The following is a 21846-nucleotide window of genomic DNA, read 5'->3' as shown; positions in this document are numbered from 1 at the left end:
CCTCGCTGCCCTGACAGATACTGCTGCGCGTCACTCGCCGCGCCGCGCTTTGTTGATCGATGTCAGTTGGCGGGGCCGTCGCCCCTGGCGGCGTCGCTGTCCGCGTTCCAATCCTGGATGATCGCATCGAGTATCGATGGCATCTCTTCAGGCGGCTTGAGGCCCTCGGAGGCGCGAACGGCGTTCAGGTCCAGCGAGCCGCGATAGGCAATCGGCGGCCCCTCCGGCACTACGGCGCGGGTCTTTTCGTTCCAGGCGAAATTGTCCGCCCGGCCTTGCACGTCCCCGGTTCCGTTGCCGGCGATGAGGCGATCGCGCGGCGATGGCTCCAGCGTGAAGCCGCGGGTCGTTCCACCGCCCAGCAGTGTGTCTGCCCCATCGAGCGCCGGATCATCGATGGACATGGGCGCTGCCGTCACCGCGTTGGCCGCATTGCCGAGCGGCGGCAATTGCATGTTCGGCAACTGTTCGGCCGACAGGCTGATCAAGGGAGAGGCGGAATTCTTCAAGACGCGGGCGATGGCGCGCTCCGCGAAGAAAGCCATCTTGTCATCGCCCGCCTCGGTCATGGTGATGCCGTCGGAGTTGCGAAGCTGTACCTGTTGGCCGCTGACGCCGGGCCCCGAATAGACGAAATTGCCATTGGCGTCGACGAAGCCTTCCCAGATATCGACGAATTGGCCTGAAACCTTCGTCGCGCCCTTGCGGTAGAGATCATTGAGGAAGACCATGTCCTCGCTCATCCGCTCGAATTTGAATGACGGCATGCCGACCCAAATCAGGGGAATATTGCGGTTCTTTACGATCTCGGCGATTCCCCCGATGCGGCTCTCGTACTCCTTCGTCCAGGCTTCCGATCGCGGCGACAGGGTCCTCGATCCCAATTCGATCGGCTGACGATCATTGGAGCCGATCATCATGACGAGCACCGCCGGTTTTTCCTCATCGATGATCGGGCCGAGGTTTTTCGGCCAATCGTAGAAGTCATCGCGGACCAGCCCGGACGAGCCGTTGATCCGGGATTCGACGGTGACCATTTCGTTGTCGCCATAGATCGTGTCGAGGCCATCGGCGAGTGAATCGGCAAGGAAATCGCCGACCACCAGCACCTTTTGGGCATTGGCATCCTTGGTTGTCTGCTCGTCCTCGGCGATTTGCGCGGCGCTGGCGCGAGTCGTTGATTTGCGGCTTGTAGCCTGCTTTTTGGATGAACTGCGCCGAGCCTTCTTTCGAACCTTGGCCTTTCTGCTGGCCTTGGTCTTTTTGCGCACCGAGGATTTCTTCTTACGGATCACCTTCTTGCGGATGACACGGCGTTCTGGAGCAGCGCGCGTACCGCCGCCGAACAGCATCTCCAGGACGGTCCGCGGACGCTCTTGCGCGGAAACCGTGCCGGTCGGCGCCAGTCCGGTGATCAGCACGGCGCAACCGGCAATAGCGGCGACGAGGGCCAATCGCGCCCTTCGCCAGACCGTCATCGTCGCTTGCCGTGCCATCATTTCCGATCGGAGCCTTGCTTGCTGCGGTTCAGTTCCGGCGCAGGAACTCCAGCAGCGCCTTGGACGCGTTGCCGTCCTTCGCCATGCCGGCCCTTCCCTGTAACGACATGATCGCCGATTTCGATCCCGAACCGATCTTACCATCGATCTTGCCGTCATAAAGGCCTCTGGAGGCAAGATGCTTTTGGAGTTCGTAGCGCTCCTGGCTGGAAAGCGGCGTGTAACCGCGCGGCCAGTCGCGATAAAGCCCGCCATATCCGCCGATGCGGTCGCCGAGCATGCCCACGGCGAGCGCATATTTGTCGGCGTTGTTGTAGCGTTTCAGGACGAAGAAATTCTTGGTCATCAGAAACGCCGGTCCGTTGTCGCCGGCCAGACGAACAAGATTGGCATTGTCGGAAGGAGACGGGAAACCTTTGCCGTTCGGCCGGCGAAATCCAAGGCTCTGCCACTCGCCCAAGGTTCGATTGTCGCGCTCGAGCTTGCCCCGATAGCGGTCGGGAACGACGACTTCGTAACCCCAGGTCTTGCCGCCTTGCCAACCGTTCTTGCGCAGAAGATTGGCTGCCGTGGCGAGCGCGTCGGGAATCGATTCCCAGATGTTGGCGCGACCGTCGCCGTCGATGTCGGCGGCGTAGGCGAGGTAACTGGTCGGGATGAACTGGGTGTGGCCCATCGCCCCGGCCCAGGAACTGGTGAGCTTTTGCGGAGCGATATGGCCCGCCTGGACGATCTTCAGCGCCGCGATGAGCTGCTGACGGGCGAATTTGCCGCGGCGCTTGTCGAGATAGGCGAGGGTGGCGAGCGAGCGCGGCAGGCTCTTCATCACGTCATCGCGGGTGAGAATCCGTCCGTAATTGGTCTCCATCGACCAGATCGCCAAAAGGATGTCGCGATCGACCCCAAACCGCTTTTCGATGCGATCGAGCCAGCTATCATATTTGGCGCGCATCGCCTGGCCCTTGGCGACCTGCTCGTCGTTGACGCGGTTGTCGACGTAGTCCCACACCGTGTCCTTGAACTCAGGCTGGTAGCGGGCTTTCTCAAGAACATCGGGGTCGGGCGACGTGACGCCCGCGAACGCGGCGCGATAGACGTTGCGGCTGATGCCGCTCTTCGCCGCGACGCTCTCGAAATTCTGGATCCAGCGCTGAAAGCCGGCATCGGCGACCGCCGGGGCCGCGAGAAAGATCGATACGACCACCGCGACGAGGGCCGATCCGAGCCATCTCAAGCGGGGTCCGGTCGTTCGTTGCATGTGTCTTCTCCTTGGTCGTTTCATTCGGCTGAGCGAGGTTGGAAGACTACGGTGAGGTCGTTAAGAGTTCGTTCACCACTCCGCAGGGTTGCAAACGCGCGGTCGACTGGTTTTGCCGACTTGTTTCGCTATTTCACGGCGAAAAGGCGGCGAGACGCTAAAATAGCGATGTCGACCAAGCAGCCTTCTCGCGCACATGTCGCCAAGGATTTGAGGACCAAGCCATCATGAAAAAAGTCAGAAAAGCTGTCTTTCCGGTCGCGGGCCTGGGCACGCGCTTCCTGCCGGCGACGAAATCCATCCCGAAGGAAATGCTGACGGTCGTCGATCGGCCGGTCATCCAGTATGTCGTCGACGAGGCGTGGGAGGCTGGAATCGAGCACCTGATCTTCGTCACCGGCCGCAACAAGGGCGTCATCGAGGACTATTTCGACATCCAGGTCGAGCTTTCCAACACCTTGGCCGAGCGCGGCAAATCCGTCGAACTCAAGCTGCTCGACGATCTCCAGCCAAAGCCGGGCACGGCGAGCTTTACCCGCCAGCAGGCCCCGCTCGGCCTCGGGCACGCGGTCTGGTGTGCCCGCGATCTGGTCGGCAACGAGCCGTTCGCTCTGCTTCTGCCGGACATGATCATGCAGGCGGAAAAGGGCTGTCTGGCGGCGATGGTGGAGCTTTACGAAACCGCCGGCGGTAATGTGATCTCGGTCGAACAATGCGACCCGAACGAGACGCAGAAATACGGCATCGTCGGCGAGGGCGAGGCGGTCGGCGCCGGTTTCCGCGTCGACGGCATGGTGGAAAAACCGCAGCCAGCCGACGCGCCGTCGAATTACTACATTTCGGGCCGCTACATTCTGCAACCGGAAATCTTCGACATCCTGAAGACCCAGGAAAAAGGCGCGGGCAACGAGATCCAGCTCACCGATGCCATGCTGAAACTGGCGGGCCGCCAGGAATTCTCGGCCTATCCGTTTGCCGGACGGACCTTCGATTGCGGGTCGAAGGAAGGTTTTGTCGAGGCCAACGTCGCCTTCGCCCTGTGGCGCCCCGATATCCGGGAAAAGGTGATCGGTAATATCGAACGGCTCATCCATACGGTCGAGCCCAATGGTGACGACCCGACCGTCGAATAGCGCTCGATCCCCTCGCGGGATGGTTTGCCGGTCGCGTTCGCGTCGGCCGGTTCAGCGCTGCAGCTTCACTCCGAGACGAATCGTGTCGGCGCTGTAGTCGCCGCCAGGCGATTTCGCATAGACCTCCTGATGGCTGTAGAGGCCGGTGAAGGCGAGGGTGCGGTTGAGCCAATAGGTGATGCCGGTCTCGCCGGTCACGGTGGTCTCGTCGGCCTGGGGAAGCGTCGAGTCGCTGTATTCGGCGGTCAGCGCCGCGGTCAGGTCCGTGCGCGCCGTCAGCACGTGCCGCAGGCCGATGGACCCTTCGTAGGATGTCGTGGTGGACTGGCCTGTGGTGTCAGGATCGAAAGCGGTGCGGGCGGCGAAGGTTACGTCCGTCCCGCGTCGCGGCGACCAGACGAGATTGGCGTCGAGGGTCGGTGTGCCGGTCGCCTCGGCGGCTGGATCGTCCGGCAGGTTCCAGGCGTAGCCGGCGGCGATCTCGCCTGTCAGCTTTTCAGTGAGGTCCAGCGCCATACCCGCGCGCAGCGAGGGAAGCAGCGAATCCCGCTCGACATCGTTCGCGCCCCCGTTGCTCGAATCGTCGAACAGGCGCCAGCCGACGCTGCCCTCGATGAAGGGCGTGAGCGCCGGCGACAGTTCGTAGCCTGTTCTCAACCCCGCCGTGAGCGTCGTGTAGCTCTGGTCGCGGGATCCGGAAGGCAGGCCGAAATAGGCCTCGCGGGCAGCGGTTCCTGTGGCGGTGACGCGCAACCGGCCGAAACCGCGTTGAAGCTGCGCCGAGGTCGAGGCGTTGAGCACCTCGGGGCGGTCGGAATTGCGCAGGGCGGGGTCGAGCTCGCTGACGTCCTCGCGGCGATACGCCACCGCGCCCCTGAGCGTTGCGGTCGTGACGCGGTCGAGGTCGAACCGCAATCGACCGTCGACCGCCGCCTCCGGGTCGTCGCGGTTCTCGCCGGAGAAGTTTCGGCGGAAGGTGAGGCGCGAGTTCAACTCCGCCTCGTCATGCGACCAGTCGGACAGGAGACGCGCCGAGATGGTCGTCTCGCTGAAGACGCCGCCTTCTCCGCCTGGGATCTTGTCGAGATTGGTCGAGGCGCCAAGGGTCTGGATCAGCTCGGGATAGAGTATCAGGCTGCCGGCGCGGATGCCGACGGGCGCAAAAGGATCGTCCGCGTCGCGGCGGATAATGCGTCCGATTGCCTCGGCCGGCCGGTTGGTCCGCACGCTGGAATCGGCGGCCAGGGCTTCGCCGGCGACGCCTGCGGCGAGCGGCGGATTGCTGGGCTGAAGGCGGGCCGACGGACGGCGGTTCTGCCGCCGCAGGTCTTCCTGCACGGCTTGATCTTTCGCAGCTTCGTCAACGCGGCCGGATCGCGAATCCAACGCCTTGGCCGGTTGGGCCGGGCGCGCGCGACGGGGTGTGGTGTCGAGTGCGTCCGCCTTGCTCGCAGGTCCGCTGAACAGGTCGAATTCCCGCGCTGGCCTCGGAGGCTTGTTGACCGGAGGCTCCAAAGCCTCGTCGAGCGGCGGGCGGTCTCGCGGACGCGACGCCGGATCCTGGGCATTCAATTCCTGGGATGCGCTGCTGAGGGTGCGGGTGTTCGTTCGCAAGCCATCGAGACCCCGCGATCCCAGCAGTTCGCCATCTGTCCGCAGTTCCGGCATGGAAAGTGTCTGGCCCAAAGCCGCGACAGGGCTCAGCCCGGATAGGAAGGGCGAGGCGAGGCCAAGAGCGGCAGTGGCCAGCGTCAATCGGAATCGGCGGAATGTCCAAACCATCGCGGCGTCGTCTGCACCTTCTGCGAGCACGCGCGGCAAAACCCGAGCTTGTCGATAGGTAAATTTTCATGGTTAAGAAGTCGTTACCGCGCGGGCACACATCCCGACGTGGACTTGGAATGCCGGCCCATGTCATCATCTGGCCCGAACGGCCTGCGATTGACGGCAATGAAACCGTGGCGGCGGAGCCCGACAGGAGCATGCGACAACGTGATTCCCAATCCCGAGCCTGAGAATGCCGCAGCGCGCCTCGGCGCGCTGTCCGCCGTGCGCACGATCGAGACCGAAGCCGAAGGGCTGATGGCGCTGGCGGGTCTGTTGAAGACCGATATGGCGGCGCCGTTCGAGCGCGTTCTCGACATCATTCAGCAGATCGAGGGCCGGCTGATCGTCACCGGCGTCGGCAAAAGCGGACATATCGGCGCGAAGATCGCGGCCACCTTCGCTTCGACCGGTACCCCGGCGTTCTTCGTCCATCCGGCCGAAGCCAATCACGGCGATCTCGGCATGATCGGGCGGGGCGACGCCATCCTCGCCATGTCGTGGTCCGGGGAAACCGCAGAACTGAAGGGGATCGTCGCCTATTCGAGGCGCTTCCGTATTCCGCTCGTCGCGGTCACGTCCCGCCCCGATTCGACACTCGGACGCGAGGCCGACGAGGCGCTGACATTGCCGCGGGTGGCCGAAGCCTGTCCGCACGGCCTGGCTCCGACCACCTCGACGACGCTGCAAGTGGCGCTCGGCGACGCCCTCGCGGTCGCGCTGCTCGAGCGACGCGGCTTCACGCCGGGCGACTTCCGGGTCTTCCATCCCGGCGGCCAGCTGGGCGCGAGCCTGATGCATGTCGGCGACATCATGCATGTCGGCGAGGCGATGCCGCTGGTGCCGTCCGGCACGCCGATGTCGGAAGCGATCATCGTGATGTCGCGCATGGGGTTCGGCTGCGTGGCCGTGATCGATCCAGATGGCTGCCTGACCGGCCTCGTCACCGACGGCGATCTGCGTCGGCATCTGGGCGACGACCTTCTCAGGCAGACGGTCGATGCGGTGATGACCCGCGACCCCAAGACGATCGAGCCGGAAACGCTGACGGCGAAGGCGCTCGACATCGTCAACAGCCTCAACATCACGGCGTTGATGGTGGTGCGTCAGAAGCGGCCGGTCGGGATCGTGCATCTGCACGATTTGTTGCGGATCGGCGTCGCCTGACCGCAAGGCATGGCAAACGGCCCGTCAGTTGGGCTGAACCGGCTCCACCGTCAGAACCGATCCCTTGGCGCCGATAATGCGCACGCGGCCCGCCTCGGGCAGGTCCGGCCCCTCGACGCTCCACCAGCTATCCTCAATGGCGACACGGCCGCGGCCGTTGACGATCGCCTGAGTCAGTACCGCCTCGCGGCCGATCAGGCGGCGCGTCCGGCGATTGAGCAATCCCGATTCGCCGGCCTCGCTTTTGGAGCCGTACCAGCGCCGCCCGAGATAGACGCTGATGGCCGACAGCACGACGAAGGCGAGGACCTGTTGCTCCCAGCCGAACCAGCCGCTGGTGCCCAGAAACAGGGTGTTCATGCCGACGATCAGCGCGGCTATGCCGAAAAACAGCAAATAGACGCCCGGCAAGACGACTTCGAGCGCGAGCAGGACGAGGCCGAGAATCCACCAGCCATAGTCCGACAGTGCCTCGACGAGGGTGTTCACGGTTCGCTCCGTCCCAGTGGCGACTCCGAGGCCCGGTTGCCGCTTGCGGGCACGCGCGGGGTAGTTCGCGAAGCAGCCTGACCCGCCTCGCCGAAGGTGGCGCGGGCGACCTCGGCGATTCCGGTGATCGAGCCGATCAGCGAGGAGGCTTCCAGCGGCATCAGCACAACCCGCTGATTGGGGGCCGAGGCGATCTTGGCGAGGGCTTCGGTGTATTTCTGCGCGACGAAATAGTTGATCGCCTGAATGTCGCCGGCGGCGATCGCCTCCGAGACGACGCGGGTGGCGGTCGCCTCTGCCTCGGCCAGCCGCTCGCGCGCCTCCGCTTCGCGCCATGCCGCCTCGCGCTTGCCTTCGGCCTGCAGGATCTGCGACTGTTTCTCGCCCTCGGCCCTGAGGATCGCGGCATTACGCGAGCCTTCGGCTTCCAGGATTTCGGCCCGCTTCTCACGTTCGGCCATCATCTGCCGGGCCATGGAATCGACGAGGTTCTTCGGGGGATTGATGTCCTTGATCTCGATGCGGGTGATCTTGATGCCCCAGCTATTGGCCGCCTGATCGACGACCCGCAGGATCTTTTCCGAAATCGCGTCGCGGTTCGACAGAAGATCGTCGAGGTCCATCGAGCCCATGACCGAGCGCAGATTGGTCATGACGAGATTGAGAATGGCGTTTTCCAGCCCGGAGACCTCGTAGGCGGCCGCCGCCGCGTCGAGCACCTGATAGAAGGCGACACCGTCGGCTGCCACCGACGCGTTGTCGCGGGTGATGACCTCCTGGGTGGGAACGTCCAGGACCTGCTCCATCATGTTCAGCTTGCGGCCGACCCGCTCGATGAACGGCACGATGATATTGAGGCCCGGCGTCAGGGTGCGGGTATAACGGCCGAATTTCTCGACCGTGTAGTTGTAGCCCTGCGGCACCGTCTTGATCGTCGAGAAAAGAACGACGATCGCGAAGAACAGAAGAACGAGTACGAAAATTCCAGAGCCCGAGAGCATGTCACCTCCACCCGCTCGGGACGGGGTCGCTCGGCGCGGACCCGTACCACCGACCGGTGTCTGACTATTGCGTCAGGCGGTCCGCGACGCAAGCGATCTTCCGCCCATGCCGCAGGCAGGTATCAGTCGATCCAGCCCTTCAGCTCCCGCCGTACCATCGCTTCGATGACGTCCATGCCCGGTTCGGAATCGTTGAGGCAGGGGATGTGACTGAATTTCTCGCCACCGGCCTCGTGGAATATCTCGCCAGCCTCGCCGGCGATCTCCTCCAGGGTTTCCAGGCAATCGGAGACGAAGCCGGGATTGAGCACCGCGATGCGCTTGATCCCCTCCTTGGCCAATGCCTCGACGGTCTTGTCGGTATAGGGCTGCAGCCATTCCTCAGGCCCAAAGCGGGACTGGAAGGTGGTCATCAGCCGGCCCGGCTGCCAGCCGAGCCGCTCCTCAAGCAGCCGCGAGGTCTTCTGGCAGTGGCAGTGGTAGGGATCGCCCTTGCGGAAATAGCTCTGCGGTATGCCGTGATAGGAGGTGATCACACGCTCCGGCTCGAAATCGAGGCCGGCGAGATGAGTCTCGATGGAGCGGGCGAGCGCATCGATATAGACCGGCTCGTCGTGATAGGCCGGCACAGTGCGCACCGCCGGCATCCAGCGCTTGCTCATCATGTGCTGGAAGAACTTATCGTTCACCGTCGCCGTGGTCGAGGCGGCATATTGCGGATAGAGCGGATAAACCAGAATGCGCTCGCAGCCCTGGCCTAGCAGGTCGTCGGTGCGCTCAGCGATCGAGGGCTGGCCGTAGCGCATCGCCCAGTCGACGACCACCGAGCCCTCCTCGGCCATGCGCGCCGCCAGTTTCTCGCCTTGCGCCCGCGTAAAGGTCCGCAGCGGTGATTCGTTGCGTTCCTTGTTCCAGATCTCGGCATAGGCGGCGCCGGATTTCTTCGGTCGCGTGTTGAGGACGATGCCGTAGAGGATCGGGTACCAGGCGGTGCGCGGCCACTCGATGACCCGCTTGTCGGAGAGGAACTCCTTCAGGTAGCGCCGCATCGACTTGAAATCGGTGCCGTCCGGCGTGCCGAGATTGACCAGAAGAACGCCGACCTTCGGCTGTTTGACCGGCGGATGACCCGAGGGGAGGGGGCCGATCGCCCGCTCGGCGATCGTCTTGGTCAGGGCATTCATCGTCGCGTCCTTGTACAGTCTCGCGAGGGGCACGGCCTCGCTTGGCTCGTCGCCGGACCATCCGTGTGTCACCGGGACCGCATGGCCCGGTAACCCGGTAGACCACTCGCGGGCCATTCCGCCTTGTCGGAGAGCCGTCGTCAGAGATCGGGATATAGGGGATCTTGCTGGTGGGTGAAGCGGCTCGATTCCCTTTGCGACTGCGACAAAACTCCTCAGGCGCGGGCGAGGTCGAAGCGATTGCCACTGGATGTCGCGCAGGAAAGACGATTCACCTCGACCTGATTGCAGTTGGCGGACACCTGCTGGTTGCGCGTGGTCGATGTGTAAAGAAGATTGACCTGGCCAGGCCCAAGATTGGTGTAATTGCCGGAGGCCAAGAGACCATTGGTCGCCCGCTCGACCGAGGTGAAACGGCCATTCTGGAAGGTCGCCGTATAGGCGACCGGTCCCCCGATGGAAGCCCAGCGCCCCTCGATGCCCTGCGGCTGGGTCGGCAGCACCTCGGCTCGCTGCTGGGTCTGGCAAGCGCTCAGGGCAAAAGTCATGAGCAAAAGAGAAACGGCAATAGGACGCATCAGAAGAACCCCAAAAATCTAGGCGCGAAACCCTCATGGGCGGTATCACGCGTGTACCACACCCCATCGGGACTGACTGCAACAAGCCCTGCAAGCCTAAGCCACGCCACGATTAAAAGTCTATCGTAATTTGAGCGAATTGCTCTCGATCAAGGTGTCGCGGCGTCGCCGGCGTCATCATCGCCGTCCGACAAGATGCTCGAAAGGAGATCACCATGTTCGCGCAACTGGCCGCCCCGGAGCATGTCCTAGCTTTTCGGCTGAGCGGCAAAGTCACCGGCGACGATATCGCACGCTACAAGACCCTGCTCGAAGCGATGCTGAAAGCACACGACGCCATAAGCCTGTGCGTCGACATCACCGGCCTGTCCGACATGGAAGGGGATGCGCTCATCGCAGGGATGAAAGCCGACCTTGAATTGCTGTCCCATCTCCGTCAATTCCGGCGCGGCGCCCTGATCTCCGACAAGGAATGGCCGCGCGCGCTCACCGGCTTTTTCGGCCCTCTGTTCCCGAACTTCGAAATGAAAAGCTTCGCTCCGGAGCAATATGATGAAGCGCTGAAATGGGCCGCCGAGCCTCCCGCGGCGCCGAAATCCGATAATCCAGCTGTGCGGTTTCTGCCGACGTCGCGCAACGACGTGCTTGGTTTCGAGCTCGACGGTGTGATCTCGGAGAAGGAATTTCCGGCCGTGCTCGCTCGGATCAATGCCTTGTTCGACAGTCATGAAAAGGTCCGCCTGCTCGGCCGTATCAAGCATCTGGGCGGCTTCGATCCGGCCATCCTCATGCAGAGCGGCCTCATCTCCATGAAGCTCGCGGCCATGCGGAAAGTGGAACGCTATGCCATCGTCGGCGCGCCTGGATGGATGACCAAGATGATTTCAGCCATGAATCCGCTGTTCAACGATGTCGACATGCAAACGTTTCCGGCGGAACGGGAGGCGGATGCCTGGGCCTGGGTCGAGGCCGAGCCGGTTCGATAGGCGTAACCGTGCTTTGCCGGCGCTCTACCCGACGGGTTCGGCCTTGCGGGATGGGATGACGGAATGAATCGAACCGATCGTCTCGATCGACCTTATACGGTTGTCGCTCGTAAAGGCGAACCAGTACATGGTCGTGCCGGTGATCAGCGTCCCGGTCTTCTCGTCTCTGCGTGACCAGTCACAACGGCTGGCGGCTTCGTCCATCTCACAGACGAGACCGCGCAACTCGTAGGAAATGTAGCTCGTGCGCTTCAGCATCTCGTCGAAAAAGGCGCGCGCCTGCTCGTGCCCATGAAGGCGGAATTCACCTTCCATCCGTCCAAACCACGGCGTGTCGGACTGCTCTGCGTTGCTACGCTGGGAAATGGTTGCCCCAGGGGCGAAATGCCGGGCTATCGACCCGGCCGCTCCCGCCATCACCGCTTCCATCACCTCTTCGACCACCGCACGCTTCGCGTCGGAATCAGCCATGCATTGCTCCGGGAGGGACCGGACAAGAAGCCGATCCCCCAAATTCTAGACATCATACGTCCCGACGCCGCATCGCCAGTCGGATACGCACATGCGTACCCTGCCGGTAATGCTCAACGAACGAGGATGTTCCGGAACTGCCAGACGTCTTTTTCGTCAAGGTCTTCGGGGAAGAGCCCCGGACGGTCGGTCAACGGTGTCCAGTCGGTGTAATAACCCTTGACCGGACCAAGATAGGGGGACTGTACCTCAAGGCAGCGCTTGTAGTCCATTTCGTCGGTCTCGACGATGCCGGCCTCGGGATTTTCCAGCGCCCAGACCATGCCCGCCAGCACCGCTGAGGTCACCTGCAAGCCGGTGGCGTTTTGGTAGGGCGCGAGCTTGCGGGTTTCCTCCAGCGACAGCTGCGAGCCATACCAGTAGGCATTCTTGTCGTGGCCGTAGAGCAGGACGCCGAGTTCGTCGATGCCGTCGGTCAGCTCGTTTTCGTCCAGGACATGATGCTGCGGCTGGATCTTGCCGGCCGCCCCGAATAGCTCGTGCAGCGACAGGACGGCGTCGTTGCAGGGATGATAGGCATAGTGGCAGGTCGGCCGGTAGGTGACCTCGTCGTCGCGGTTGCGATGGGTGAAGAAGTCCGCGATCGAGATGGATTCGTTGTGGGTGACGAGGAAACCATATTGTGCGCCCGGTGTCGGGCACCAGGTCCGTACCCGCGTATTGGCGCCCGGCTGCTCCAGATAGATTGCCGACTGGTGGCCCTTCTTGTGCTTGTTGGCGTTCTTCGGCATCCACTTCTCATGGGTGCCCCAGCCGAGTTCCGCCGGCTGCATGCCTTCCGACAGGAAACCCTCAACGGACCAGGTGTTCCAGAACACGTTCATCGGCTTCGGCGCCTTGGCGAGCTGGGTGTCGCGCTCGGCGATGTGGATGCCCTTGACGCCGGTCTTCTTCATCAGCTTGGCCCAGCCGTCGCGGTCTTCCTGCGCCGGCTCCTCGAAATCGATGCCGACCTCGCGGGCGACGTCGACGAGGGCTTGTTTCACGAACCAGGAGACCATGCCCGGATTGGCGCCGCAGCACGAGACGGCCGTCGTGCCGCCGGGGTTCTTGCGCTTCTCCTTGCGGACTGTCTCACGCAATGCGTAGTTCGTACGATCGGCGTTGGACAGGGATTCGTCGAAGTAAAAGCCGAGCCACGGCTCGACGACGGTGTCGATGTAGAGCACGCCGAGCTCGCGGCAGAGCTTGATCAGGTCGAGCGACCCGGTGTCGACCGACAGATTGACGCAGAAGCCCTGGCCGTCGCCCTCGGTGAGCAGCGGGGTCAAAAGATCCCGATAGTTTTTCCGCGTCACCGCTTCGTTGACGAAGCGGATACCGCGTTCGTCGAGGAGATGCTTGTCGGCGTCGTTCGGATCGATGACCGTCATTCGGCTTTTGTCGTAATCGAAATGGCGTTCGATGAGGGGCAGCGTGCCCTTGCCGATAGAGCCGAAACCAATCATCACAACCGGGCCGGTTATCTTGGCGTGGATCGGGTGGTTCTTCTTGGCCATGCGGCATTCCTTTCGATGATCGTTGCGCCGTAACGTTGGGCGAAGCCGCTAGAGCAGTTCGACGACGAATGGAAGAGCAGGGGGAGCCAGCGCGATGACCGGGCGGCTTGATCGAGGAGTAAAGCAGCCGTGATCGACGTGATAGCGAGACCGTCGAGCTCACCATTGCGGCAGGCTGTTCGATGCAACTTCCCGCCGCGTTGAGACAGGCGCTCGACGCACGTCTCGACCGCCATGCGCTCGATGACTTGCGGAGTGCGGGGGAACGGCTTTCGGGACGCTACCGCGCAGAGATCCGCGACGGGAGGCGCCACCTCGATGGTGAGCCGGCGGTGCTCGCCTATCTCGCCGCCCGCATGCCGGCGACTTTCGCCGCCATTCGGGCGAGCCTGGAGCAGATCGTTCTGCGGCGTCCGGATTTCGCGCCAAAAACCCTGCTCGATATAGGGGCCGGGCCGGGCACGGCGCTGTGGGCCGCCAACGATGCCTTCGACAGCCTGCGCGAGGCGACGCTGGTAGAGGCGAGCGCGCCGGCGCTCGCCGTTGGCCAAGGGCTGGCGCAAGAGGGATTGGCGGTGGCGACGCGTTGGGTTAGCGGCGACGCGACGGCGGATCTGGCGGAACGCGCGCCGGCCGATCTGGTGACGCTCGCCTATGTCCTCGACGAATTGCCGCCCGAGGCTCGGGGGCCGCTCGTCTCGCGGCTGTGGCGGCTCGCGCGCGATGTCCTTCTGATCATCGAGCCCGGTACGCCGGCCGGCTGGCAACGCATCCTCGCCGCGCGCCGGCAGCTACTGGCCGAGGGCGCGCGGCTGCTGGCGCCGTGTCCACACGCCGAAGATTGTCCCGTTGCCGCGCCAGACTGGTGCCATTTCGGCCAACGGGTCGCCCGCTCGCGCACCCACCGTCTTACCAAGCGCGGGACGGTTCCCTACGAGGACGAAAAATTCACCTATCTCGCGGTCGCCCGGCAACCCGCCGTGCCGTTGAACGCTCGCGTTCTGGCCTCGCCCCGAAACGGCAGCGGCAAGGTGCAGTTGAAACTCTGCACGGCGGACGGCGAAATGCGGGAGCGGCTGGTCACCAAACGCGAGGGCGAAATATTCCGCACCGCTCGCCGCCTCGATTGGGGCGATGCGCTGGATGAGGATGGCTGAGCCTCATGCGGCTCGGCCGAGGATCATTCTTGCTCAGGACGCGATCTGTAGCGCACCAAGAAGCTGTTCAGGCTCCAGTTTGCTGGCGTCGATCAGAGCGTGATGGCTCAAGGCTCGAACCTCGTCGCTATTCCAAGACCGCGATGCATCCGGCATGACCGCCATGATCGGCTTTCCGAGAGCGCGCGCCGCACCGAGTTCGAACAGGACAAATTTGTTGGAAGTCGACGGCGGTACGACGACAATGATCCGATCCGCATCGCGAAGGGATTCGAGAATCTGGTCCTGAATTTTGTCCCCCACCCCGATGAAGTAGTTCGGATCGAGGACCTCGTATCCCTTGTCTCGAAGCGTTGCTGCGAGCTTCTCGGCGAAATTTTGGTCTGCCATCGCGTAGGACAAGAACACCTTCCCCCTTTTCGGGTTGGGCTGAAGCCGCTCAGTCATTCGGACCCTCGCTTCGCACGAATTGATACATCCCGAAAATAAGCTTCCATGCCGTTGATGTCCATGACGTTTCGGCTGCGCAAAAATGTCGTGCCACCCTTCTCCGCTTCGATCGTCGCGAGTGAGACTTCATAGAGCACGGCGACGACACGTTTGCCCAGCGCACGTGCCGCCCCAAGCTCGACCCAAACCCAGTTTCGATCGACCGACCAAGGTGTAAAGAGCGCGAGAACCTCGTCGCACTTTGGCATCTCGGAGAAAATGCGCTCTTCGATCTCATCGCCACTTCCAATGTGAGTGATGTCGATGAAGGTATCTACGGACAGCTCACGAAGGCGCCGATCGATCTGACTGGCCAGCCAACGATCGGCCCAACCATGCGATATGAAGATCCGATATTTCCCTTTGTCGCTCAATCGTCCATCGCCTCCAATTCGTCTATGAAGCCGGAAATCATCGCCAGGCCCTTCGACCAGAAGGCGGGATCGGAGGCGTCGAGTCCGAAGGGCTTCAAAAGCTCGGAATGGTGCTTGGTGCCGCCGGCCTTCAGCATCTCGAAATACTTCTCCTGAAAGCCAGTCTCGGAATTGCGATAGACCGCATAGAGCGAATTCACCAGACAGTCGCCGAACGCGTAGGCGTAGACATAGAACGGCGAGTGGATGAAATGCGGAACATAGGTCCAGTAGGTGTCATAGCCGTCGCCGAGGCGCAGCGCCGGGCCGAGGCTGCGGGTCTGGACCTCCAGCCAGATTTCGCCGATCCGCTCTGTCGTCAGTTCGCCCTGGCGACGCTCTTCATGCAGCGCCCGCTCGAATTGATAGAAGGCGATCTGCCGGACCACCGTGTTGATCATGTCCTCGACCTTGGAAGCCAGCAGCGTCTTGCGCTCGGCCTTGGTCTTGGCCTGCTCCAGCAGCGAGCGGAAGGTCAGCATCTCGCCGAACACCGAGGCGGTCTCGGCCAATGTCAGCGGCGTCGCCGCCATCAGCGCGCCCTGCCGGCCGGCCAGCACCTGATGGACGCCGTGGCCCAGCTCATGCGCGAGCGTCATGACGTCGCGCGGCTTGCCCATGTAGTTGAGCAGCACATAGGGGTGGACGCTCGGCACTGTCGGATGTGCGAAGGCGCCCGGAGACTTGCCGGGGCGGTTCGCCGCGTCGATCCAGTCATTGGCGAAGAAGCGGTCGGCGATCGTCGCCATTTCCGGGGCAAAACCGGAATAGGCCGACAGCACGGTCTGGCGCGCTTCGTCCCAGGAGATGTCGCGGCGGGTGGAATCGGGCAGGGGTGCGTTGCGGTCCCAGTATTCCAGAACATCCAGTCCCAGCCATTTCGCCTTCATGGCGTAGTAGCGATGGGAAATCGCCGGATAGGCCTCGCTCACGGCCTCCGACAGCGCGTCCACGACCTCGCGTTCGACCCGGTTGGCGAGATGGCGCGAGTCGGCGACATCCGTAAAACCGCGCCAGCGGTCGGAAATTTCCTTGTCCTTGGAAAGGGTGTTGGTAATCAGGGTGAAGACGCGCAAATTTTCGCTGAAAACGTTGGCGAGGGCGCTCGCCGCCTTGCGCCGCTTCTCGCGCTCCGGGTCCTGCAAAAGGTTCAAGGTGGCTTCGAGCGCCAAATCGTCGCCATCGACGGTGAAACGCAGTGAGGTCAGCGTCTCGTCATAGAGGCGGTTCCAGGCGCCACGGCCGGTGATCGCCTTCTCGTGAAACAATTCCTCGACGCGATCCTCGAGTTGGAACGGCTTGTCCTTCCGCAGATCGACGATCCAGGGGCGATAGTGCGCCAGGGCAGGGTCCCGCTCCATGGCGGCGTCCATCTCGGCATCCTCGATACGGTTGAGCTCCAGCGGGAAGAACAGGAGCCGCGAGGAAATGTCGGTGACGCTTGACTGGATATCGCCGTAAAACTTTGCCCGCGCCGGGTCCGAGGTGTCGCCGGAATAAACCAGCCCGGCATAGGAGATGATCCGGCCGAGCAGCTCTTCCAGCGTTTCGAACTCGACGACCGCCGTCGCCAAGCCGTCCCCGTCGCCGCCAGCGGCCTCGGCAAGCCGGCCGCGCCAGCGGTTCTGGAAGGCCTCGGACTTTGCTCGTGCCTTTTCAAGATCGCTCTTGAGTTCGTCGCTATCCATCGCCGGATAGAGATCGGCCAGATTCCACTCCGGCAGCGCGCCTGCGTCGGCGGCGGCCGCTTCGGTTGCCGAGCGGGTCGGGAAAAAGCTCTGGGTCATGGCATCGATCTCGTTGGCGAAGGGAAAGGCTGGGCGACGGGCAGGGCCGGTAGCAGCCATGTCGTTCAAATCGGACTGAAATCAACAGCGCATCGTTAGCCTTGCTTGTTCAGTCGAATTTTAGCGGTGCGTGTCAGATTGGGTCATTCTCGCTGCAAGACGAGACGGAGGCCGACATGATCCAAGCCGTACTTATCGTCGACGATGATCCCATACAGCGACGCCTCCTCGATGCTCAAGTGGCGCGTGCGGGACTGCGGCCGGTGCCATGCGGCGGCGGACGCGCGGCAATCGATGCGCTGCGGGACGGCGAGGCGGCGCAGATCGACGCGATCATCCTCGATCTGATGATGCCGGACATGAGTGGTCTGGAGGTGATGGCCGAGATGCGGCGCCGGCGACTGGACATTCCGGTGATCGTCCAGACTGCCAAGGGGTCGATCGACACAGTGGTCGAGGCAATGCGCGCCGGCGCCTTCGACTTCGTCGTCAAGCCGGTCTCGCCGGAAAAGCTGCGGGCCACCCTCGACAAGGCGCTGCGAATGCGTGCCGCGACCCGGCGACGCTCTCGCAAAACAAGCGACGTGCCACGCCTCGACGATGCGGCGGCGTCCGCCGCCCTGCGCCCGGTGCTTTCAAACGCGGCGAAGGCGGCTACTTCGACGATCCCGGTGCTGATCGAAGGTGAGACGGGAGTCGGCAAGGAATGGCTCGCCCGCGCCATCCAGGCGCATGGGGACCGCGCGCTGGCCCCCTTCGTTCCCGTCAATTGCGGCGCGATGCCGACCGAACTCGTCGAAAGCATTCTATTCGGCCACGCCAAGGGGGCGTTCACGGACGCAACGGCGCATCACGAGGGCAAGTTCATCGAGGCCGACGGAGGCACGCTGTTTCTGGATGAGGTCGGCGAATTATCGGCCAATGCGCAGGTGAAATTACTGAGGGTACTGCAAGACGGCGAAATCGATCCGGTCGGAAGCAAGACGCCCACAAGGACCGACGTCAGGATCATCTCCGCGACCAACCGCGATCTCGCTGCGGCGGTCGCCACAGGCCGGTTTCGCGAGGATCTCTACTATCGCCTCAACGCGTTCGAACTTCGCGTTCCCCCACTGCGGGAGCGCCGCAGCGAAATCGCGGCCCTTGCGCGTGGCTTCGTCGAGCACTTCGTCGGTGTGGAGCGTGGCACACGGGTCCGCCGTCTCTCCCGGGAGGCAATTGCAATTTTGTGCGGCTACGACTGGCCAGGTAACATCCGTCAATTGGAAAACACGATCCATCGCGCCGTGGTGTTGGGGGAGGGAGAGAGTCTCGTTGCGGCCGATTTCCCGCAGATCACGACGCTCATCACCGCCGATCCGTCGCAGCCGCTCCGGCCCGAAGAATCCGCCGCCGGCCAACCGGAACCGCGGGAAGTCGAAGATCTGGAAAAACTCTGGAACGGTATCGAACGGCGGCACGAGGCGCCAGCTTTCCCGCTCCGCGACGCGAATGGACAAATCCGCCGCATGGAGGAGGTGGAGGCCGACCTGATCCGGCTTGCGTTGCGTCAGTACGACGGGCGGATGAGCGAGATCGCGCGGCGGCTCGGCATCGGTCGCTCGACGCTTTACCGAAAGCTGCGGGCCTACGATATTGCGGTGGACTGACGTTCCGCGTCATCTGTTGAACAGCAGCTTCAGCGATACAAACCCACTGACCGTCCGCGCAACGTCAAGTTAAACTTAATCCAAGCTTAACGCTTTCCCGCCAAAATCCATAGAAAGTTCGTGACTGTCATTTTCATGCCGCAGTTTGGGCAAAACTAGACGAGCGTGAAAACAGTTTCTAAGACGGTGTCGTCCCCGGGGGATTTTTTGCGGGGACAGACATGATCATTGAGGGGAAGACCGCATGTTCGGACATGCCGCTCATGCCGGCCGTAGGGCTTGGCGCATTGCGACGTTCGCAGCTTTGTCCCTCCTTGCCGTTAGCGCGGCCACTGCGGCCCAGGCGGAAACCAGGGTTCTCAAGTTCTACAATCTCCATACCAAGGAAAAGGCGAGCTTCGCCTATAAGCGCAACGGTCGCTACGACCGCTCCGAACTGAAGAAGATCAACTGGTTCCTCCGGGATTGGCGCAAGTCCGAGCCGACAACCATGGATCCCCGCCTGATGGACGTGATCTGGGAAGCGTATCGCCAGTCCGGCTCGCGCTCCTACATCAACGTCATTTCCGGCTACCGCTCGCCCGGCACCAATTCGATGCTGCGCTCGCGATCGTCAGGCGTCGCCAAGAAGAGCCAGCACACTCTTGGCAAGGCGCTCGACTTTCAAATTCCGGATGTTCCGCTGGCGAAGATGCGCGAAATCGGCCTGAAGATGCAGGTCGGCGGCGTCGGCTACTATCCGAGATCCGGCTCGCCCTTCGTGCATTTCGACGTCGGCAATGCCCGGCACTGGCCGCGCATGAGCCGCAAACAGCTGCTGGCGGTCTTTCCGAACGGCAACACGGTTCATGTTCCCTCGGACGGCAAGCCTCTGCCCGGCTATCAGCAGGCGCTAGCGTCGTACAAGCAGCGCCGGGGCGCCTCCGAAATCCAGGTGGCCAATGCCAGTTCCAGCTCGTCCGGCGGCGGCAAGACGCTGCTGGCCATGCTGTTCGGCGGCGGCAGTGACGAAGCGGAAGACGATGCGGAAGCAGGCGCGGCACCGGCCCGAGCCGCTCCAGTCCAGCGCGCCGTGTCTGCTCCAGTTGTCGCCTTGGCCTCCGCTGTTCCCCAATCCCGGCCCTCGCTGCCGGGCGGCGTCGCCATGCCCGTCGGTGATCGCTTCGACACCGGAGCGCCAACGAATGTAGCTTCGTCGGAAGAGCCGACTGTCGTCGCGTCTCTCGACACGGCGCGAATTCCCGTCCCCACCTGGGCACCCGTCCGCGCTACGGCGCAAACGCCGATTGCCGGGTCGCAAGCGCCAGTCGTGCCCGCCGCTCGATCCAAGTCGGATGCCGTTTCTACTCTGGTTGCGGCGCTCGAGGCGCAAGCGACGGAGACGGCCGCCAGCGGTCAGTTGGCGTATGTCGTTCCGACACCGCGCGACCGGCCGATGTTCGACGATTTGTTGAAGACCGACAAAGCTCCTTCCGCCACGACGCGGCAAGCGATCGAGAGCGTCGTCGCGGCGGCGATGCCCGTGGCGCGACCGGTGATCGAGCCGAAGACGGCGCAGCCCGCGGCGATGATGAAAGTCGCGGCGGCGGCGACGCCGCCGACGCCGGCTCGCTCCCGGCCGACGGCGACGAAGATCCCACTGGACGGCAACGTCTCCAGCGACGGCAAGGGCGATCGAGTGATGCGAGCTGCGGCCAGGCCGGCGGTGAAGTCGATGAGGATCGATCCACAGGAGGCGATCAATTCGCGGATCGAAATCGCCTCGCTCGTATCCGATTCCAACCGTCGCGCGGAACAAATGGCGCGGAGCAGTCCCGATACGGGCCGGCTCGTCGGCGATCTGCCGCGCACGCTGTTTGCCGGCGGCTTCACGCCGTCCCATGCAACGGGCAAGACCGATCGCTTCTCCGGCTCTGCCGTGAACTTCCTGCCATTGGTCAAGCTCAAGCAATAGCGCGCCCGGTTCTCGAACTTTTGAAGGCGGCCGTTCGCAAGGCCTTGGCGGTCGGCCACCGGCATTTCTGCCGCATTGTCGGGTGTGCTTGCTGTCCGATGCTATGATGCCGTCCCGGCGGGAGGCCTACCCACGTCCGGAAATGGCATGGGTCATGCGGATTTCAGGACGGCCGGCAGTTGATCGGAGGCCGGAACTCAAAACAGGACTTCGCGCACCGCCTGCCGTCTCATCAAGGGATTTCCAGCAGCCGCCGGACAGGCAAACCGGCTCCCTCAAATTTCGCAGGGAAGTTTTTCACGGGTAGGTTGCAAGAGTTTATCGTTCTCACGGGCTCTGCAAATTCTTACACTTTGGTAATGTCGGCAGTCCTGAATCATTCCTTGTTTGTTTGGGCTTTACGTTTGCCGGAGATTCGCAAAAATCTTGGGATTGTAACCAAGCATATTGACATTAAGTATATGCCCATCAATACACGGATGTGAGTGGCAAGGTCGGATAAAGCAGCGCCACCGTTCAATTATCTGTTTTACGAACGATATCGGAACATTAGACGTTCCGCTGTGGCTTGACCGGCAGGCTACTGAGCACAATGGGGCAAAATATGGATCAGATCGCAAACATCGAAAACAACGAAATGCTGATGGAGCTGACGGCTGAAGTGGTCGCCGCCTATGTCAGCAACAATTCCCTCCCGGTATCGGAACTGCCGGGGCTGATATCGGATGTCTATGGGGCACTTGGCAGCACCACGAATGCTCCTCAGACCGTTCAGGCAGAAAAGCCGAAGCCGGCGGTCCCGGTGAAGAAATCGGTGACGGACGACTACATTATCTGTCTCGAGGACGGCAAAAAGTTCAAGTCGCTCAAGCGTCACCTCATGACCCACTACAACCTCTCGCCAGAAGAGTATCGTGAGAAGTGGGATCTTGCGTCCGACTATCCGATGGTTGCACCGAACTATGCCGCGGCTCGCTCGCGGCTGGCCAAGCAGATGGGTCTCGGCCATAAGCGCCGCCGCGCCGCTCGCTAGGCAAAGGGTGGTCAATCCCGGAGGCCAAAGGCGCGCGGGACACCGCCGGCGGCCGTTCGGCTTCCGGCGCGTTCCAGTGTGAGTTCCTTCCGGTGGGTGCGTGGGCGCCGCGCGCGGGAGTTCACGGTAAAATCGGATCGGGTCGATCCAGTTTCATGAAATTGATCACTTCCGTGAAGTGAATGGGAATGCGAGTGGAAAACCGGTTTCCACTT

General features: G+C 62.7%; 19 protein-coding genes. 7 read left to right on the top strand and 12 right to left on the bottom strand.

What is annotated here, in order from left to right:
• Positions 1 to 62: 62 nt before the first annotated feature.
• Together ING15_RS00730 and ING15_RS00725 are read right to left on the bottom strand one after the other, a co-directional pair.
• On the bottom strand, positions 63 to 1499 hold the full coding sequence (locus tag ING15_RS00730; RefSeq protein ID WP_232845475.1) for an SGNH/GDSL hydrolase family protein: 1437 nt from the start codon (positions 1497 to 1499) through the stop codon (positions 63 to 65).
• Between the two features lie 28 nt (positions 1500 to 1527).
• Positions 1528 to 2757: a lytic murein transglycosylase gene (locus tag ING15_RS00725; RefSeq protein WP_206452853.1), complete on the bottom strand. Its 1230-nt coding sequence runs from the start codon at positions 2755 to 2757 to the stop codon at positions 1528 to 1530.
• Positions 2758 to 2984: 227 nt separating this feature from the next.
• Here ING15_RS00725 and galU point away from each other — a divergent pair, with 227 nt between their 5' ends.
• On the top strand, positions 2985 to 3890 hold the full coding sequence (gene galU, locus ING15_RS00720) for a UTP--glucose-1-phosphate uridylyltransferase GalU (protein WP_206452852.1): 906 nt from the start codon (positions 2985 to 2987) through the stop codon (positions 3888 to 3890).
• A 51-nt stretch (positions 3891 to 3941) separates the two neighbouring features.
• Here the strand turns inward: galU and ING15_RS00715 are convergent, their stop codons facing one another.
• Positions 3942 to 5228 (bottom strand): outer membrane beta-barrel protein, encoded by a 1287-nt coding sequence (locus tag ING15_RS00715; protein ID WP_206452851.1) that lies wholly within the window; start codon positions 5226 to 5228, stop codon positions 3942 to 3944.
• A 654-nt stretch (positions 5229 to 5882) separates the two neighbouring features.
• Here ING15_RS00715 and ING15_RS00710 point away from each other — a divergent pair.
• On the top strand, positions 5883 to 6881 hold the full coding sequence (locus tag ING15_RS00710; protein ID WP_408628657.1) for a KpsF/GutQ family sugar-phosphate isomerase: 999 nt from the start codon (positions 5883 to 5885) through the stop codon (positions 6879 to 6881).
• A 24-nt stretch (positions 6882 to 6905) separates the two neighbouring features.
• Here the strand turns inward: ING15_RS00710 and ING15_RS00705 are convergent, their stop codons facing one another.
• The 4 genes from ING15_RS00705 to ING15_RS00690 form a co-directional block, all read right to left on the bottom strand.
• Positions 6906 to 7370 (bottom strand): NfeD family protein, encoded by a 465-nt coding sequence (locus tag ING15_RS00705; protein WP_206452850.1) that lies wholly within the window; start codon positions 7368 to 7370, stop codon positions 6906 to 6908.
• Positions 7367 to 8371, bottom strand: a complete 1005-nt coding sequence (locus ING15_RS00700) for an SPFH domain-containing protein (RefSeq protein WP_232845474.1) — start codon at positions 8369 to 8371, stop codon at positions 7367 to 7369. The genes ING15_RS00705 and ING15_RS00700 overlap by 4 nt, the downstream gene beginning before the upstream one ends.
• Before the next feature lie 122 nt (positions 8372 to 8493).
• A complete protein-coding gene (gene hemH / locus ING15_RS00695) occupies positions 8494 to 9555 on the bottom strand; it encodes a ferrochelatase (RefSeq protein WP_206452849.1) in 1062 nt (353 codons plus the stop codon).
• A 215-nt stretch (positions 9556 to 9770) separates the two neighbouring features.
• Complete coding sequence (locus ING15_RS00690) at positions 9771 to 10058, bottom strand: hypothetical protein (RefSeq protein WP_206452848.1); 288 nt, start codon at positions 10056 to 10058, stop codon at positions 9771 to 9773.
• A gap of 290 nt (positions 10059 to 10348) precedes the next feature.
• On the opposite strand from ING15_RS00690, the gene ING15_RS00685 reads away from it, so the two are divergent.
• A complete protein-coding gene (locus tag ING15_RS00685; protein ID WP_206452847.1) occupies positions 10349 to 11119 on the top strand; it encodes a SpoIIAA family protein in 771 nt (256 codons plus the stop codon).
• Between the two features lie 24 nt (positions 11120 to 11143).
• On the opposite strand, the gene ING15_RS00680 is transcribed toward ING15_RS00685, so the two are convergent.
• Positions 11144 to 11590, bottom strand: coding sequence for a nuclear transport factor 2 family protein (locus tag ING15_RS00680; RefSeq protein ID WP_206452846.1), 447 nt, complete (start codon positions 11588 to 11590; stop codon positions 11144 to 11146).
• Between the two features lie 113 nt (positions 11591 to 11703).
• Positions 11704 to 13149 carry a homospermidine synthase gene (locus ING15_RS00675; protein WP_206452845.1) on the bottom strand — a complete coding sequence of 482 codons (1446 nt, stop codon included), beginning with the start codon at positions 13147 to 13149 and terminating at the stop codon, positions 11704 to 11706.
• A 182-nt stretch (positions 13150 to 13331) separates the two neighbouring features.
• Between ING15_RS00675 and ING15_RS00670 the strand changes: the two genes are divergently transcribed.
• Positions 13332 to 14306: a small ribosomal subunit Rsm22 family protein gene (locus ING15_RS00670; protein WP_206452844.1), complete on the top strand. Its 975-nt coding sequence runs from the start codon at positions 13332 to 13334 to the stop codon at positions 14304 to 14306.
• 33 nt (positions 14307 to 14339) lie between these two features.
• Here the strand turns inward: ING15_RS00670 and ING15_RS00665 are convergent, their stop codons facing one another.
• From ING15_RS00665 to ING15_RS00655, 3 genes are read right to left on the bottom strand one after another with little or no spacing between them, the layout of a single operon-like run.
• Positions 14340 to 14753: a toll/interleukin-1 receptor domain-containing protein gene (locus ING15_RS00665; RefSeq protein ID WP_206452843.1), complete on the bottom strand. Its 414-nt coding sequence runs from the start codon at positions 14751 to 14753 to the stop codon at positions 14340 to 14342.
• Positions 14750 to 15169 (bottom strand): toll/interleukin-1 receptor domain-containing protein, encoded by a 420-nt coding sequence (locus tag ING15_RS00660; RefSeq protein WP_206452842.1) that lies wholly within the window; start codon positions 15167 to 15169, stop codon positions 14750 to 14752. The genes ING15_RS00665 and ING15_RS00660 overlap by 4 nt, the downstream gene beginning before the upstream one ends.
• On the bottom strand, positions 15166 to 16995 hold the full coding sequence (locus ING15_RS00655) for a M3 family oligoendopeptidase (RefSeq protein ID WP_206452841.1): 1830 nt from the start codon (positions 16993 to 16995) through the stop codon (positions 15166 to 15168). The genes ING15_RS00660 and ING15_RS00655 overlap by 4 nt, the downstream gene beginning before the upstream one ends.
• 176 nt (positions 16996 to 17171) lie before the next feature.
• Between ING15_RS00655 and ING15_RS00650 the strand changes: the two genes are divergently transcribed.
• The 3 genes from ING15_RS00650 to ING15_RS00640 all read left to right on the top strand — a co-directional run bounded on the left by ING15_RS00650 (position 17172) and on the right by ING15_RS00640 (position 21631).
• On the top strand, positions 17172 to 18644 hold the full coding sequence (locus ING15_RS00650; RefSeq protein ID WP_206452840.1) for a sigma-54-dependent transcriptional regulator: 1473 nt from the start codon (positions 17172 to 17174) through the stop codon (positions 18642 to 18644).
• Between the two features lie 244 nt (positions 18645 to 18888).
• Complete coding sequence (locus ING15_RS00645) at positions 18889 to 20598, top strand: DUF882 domain-containing protein (protein ID WP_206452839.1); 1710 nt, start codon at positions 18889 to 18891, stop codon at positions 20596 to 20598.
• A gap of 604 nt (positions 20599 to 21202) precedes the next feature.
• Complete coding sequence (locus tag ING15_RS00640) at positions 21203 to 21631, top strand: MucR family transcriptional regulator (protein ID WP_206452838.1); 429 nt, start codon at positions 21203 to 21205, stop codon at positions 21629 to 21631.
• Positions 21632 to 21846 lie beyond the last annotated feature (215 nt).

The sequence above is a fragment of the Aurantimonas marina genome (genome assembly GCF_017183135.1).
Classification (GTDB): domain Bacteria; phylum Pseudomonadota; class Alphaproteobacteria; order Rhizobiales; family Rhizobiaceae; genus Aurantimonas; species Aurantimonas marina.
Note: the sequence above shows the minus strand (reverse complement) of the source record. Positions and strands in the feature narration are given on the sequence as shown.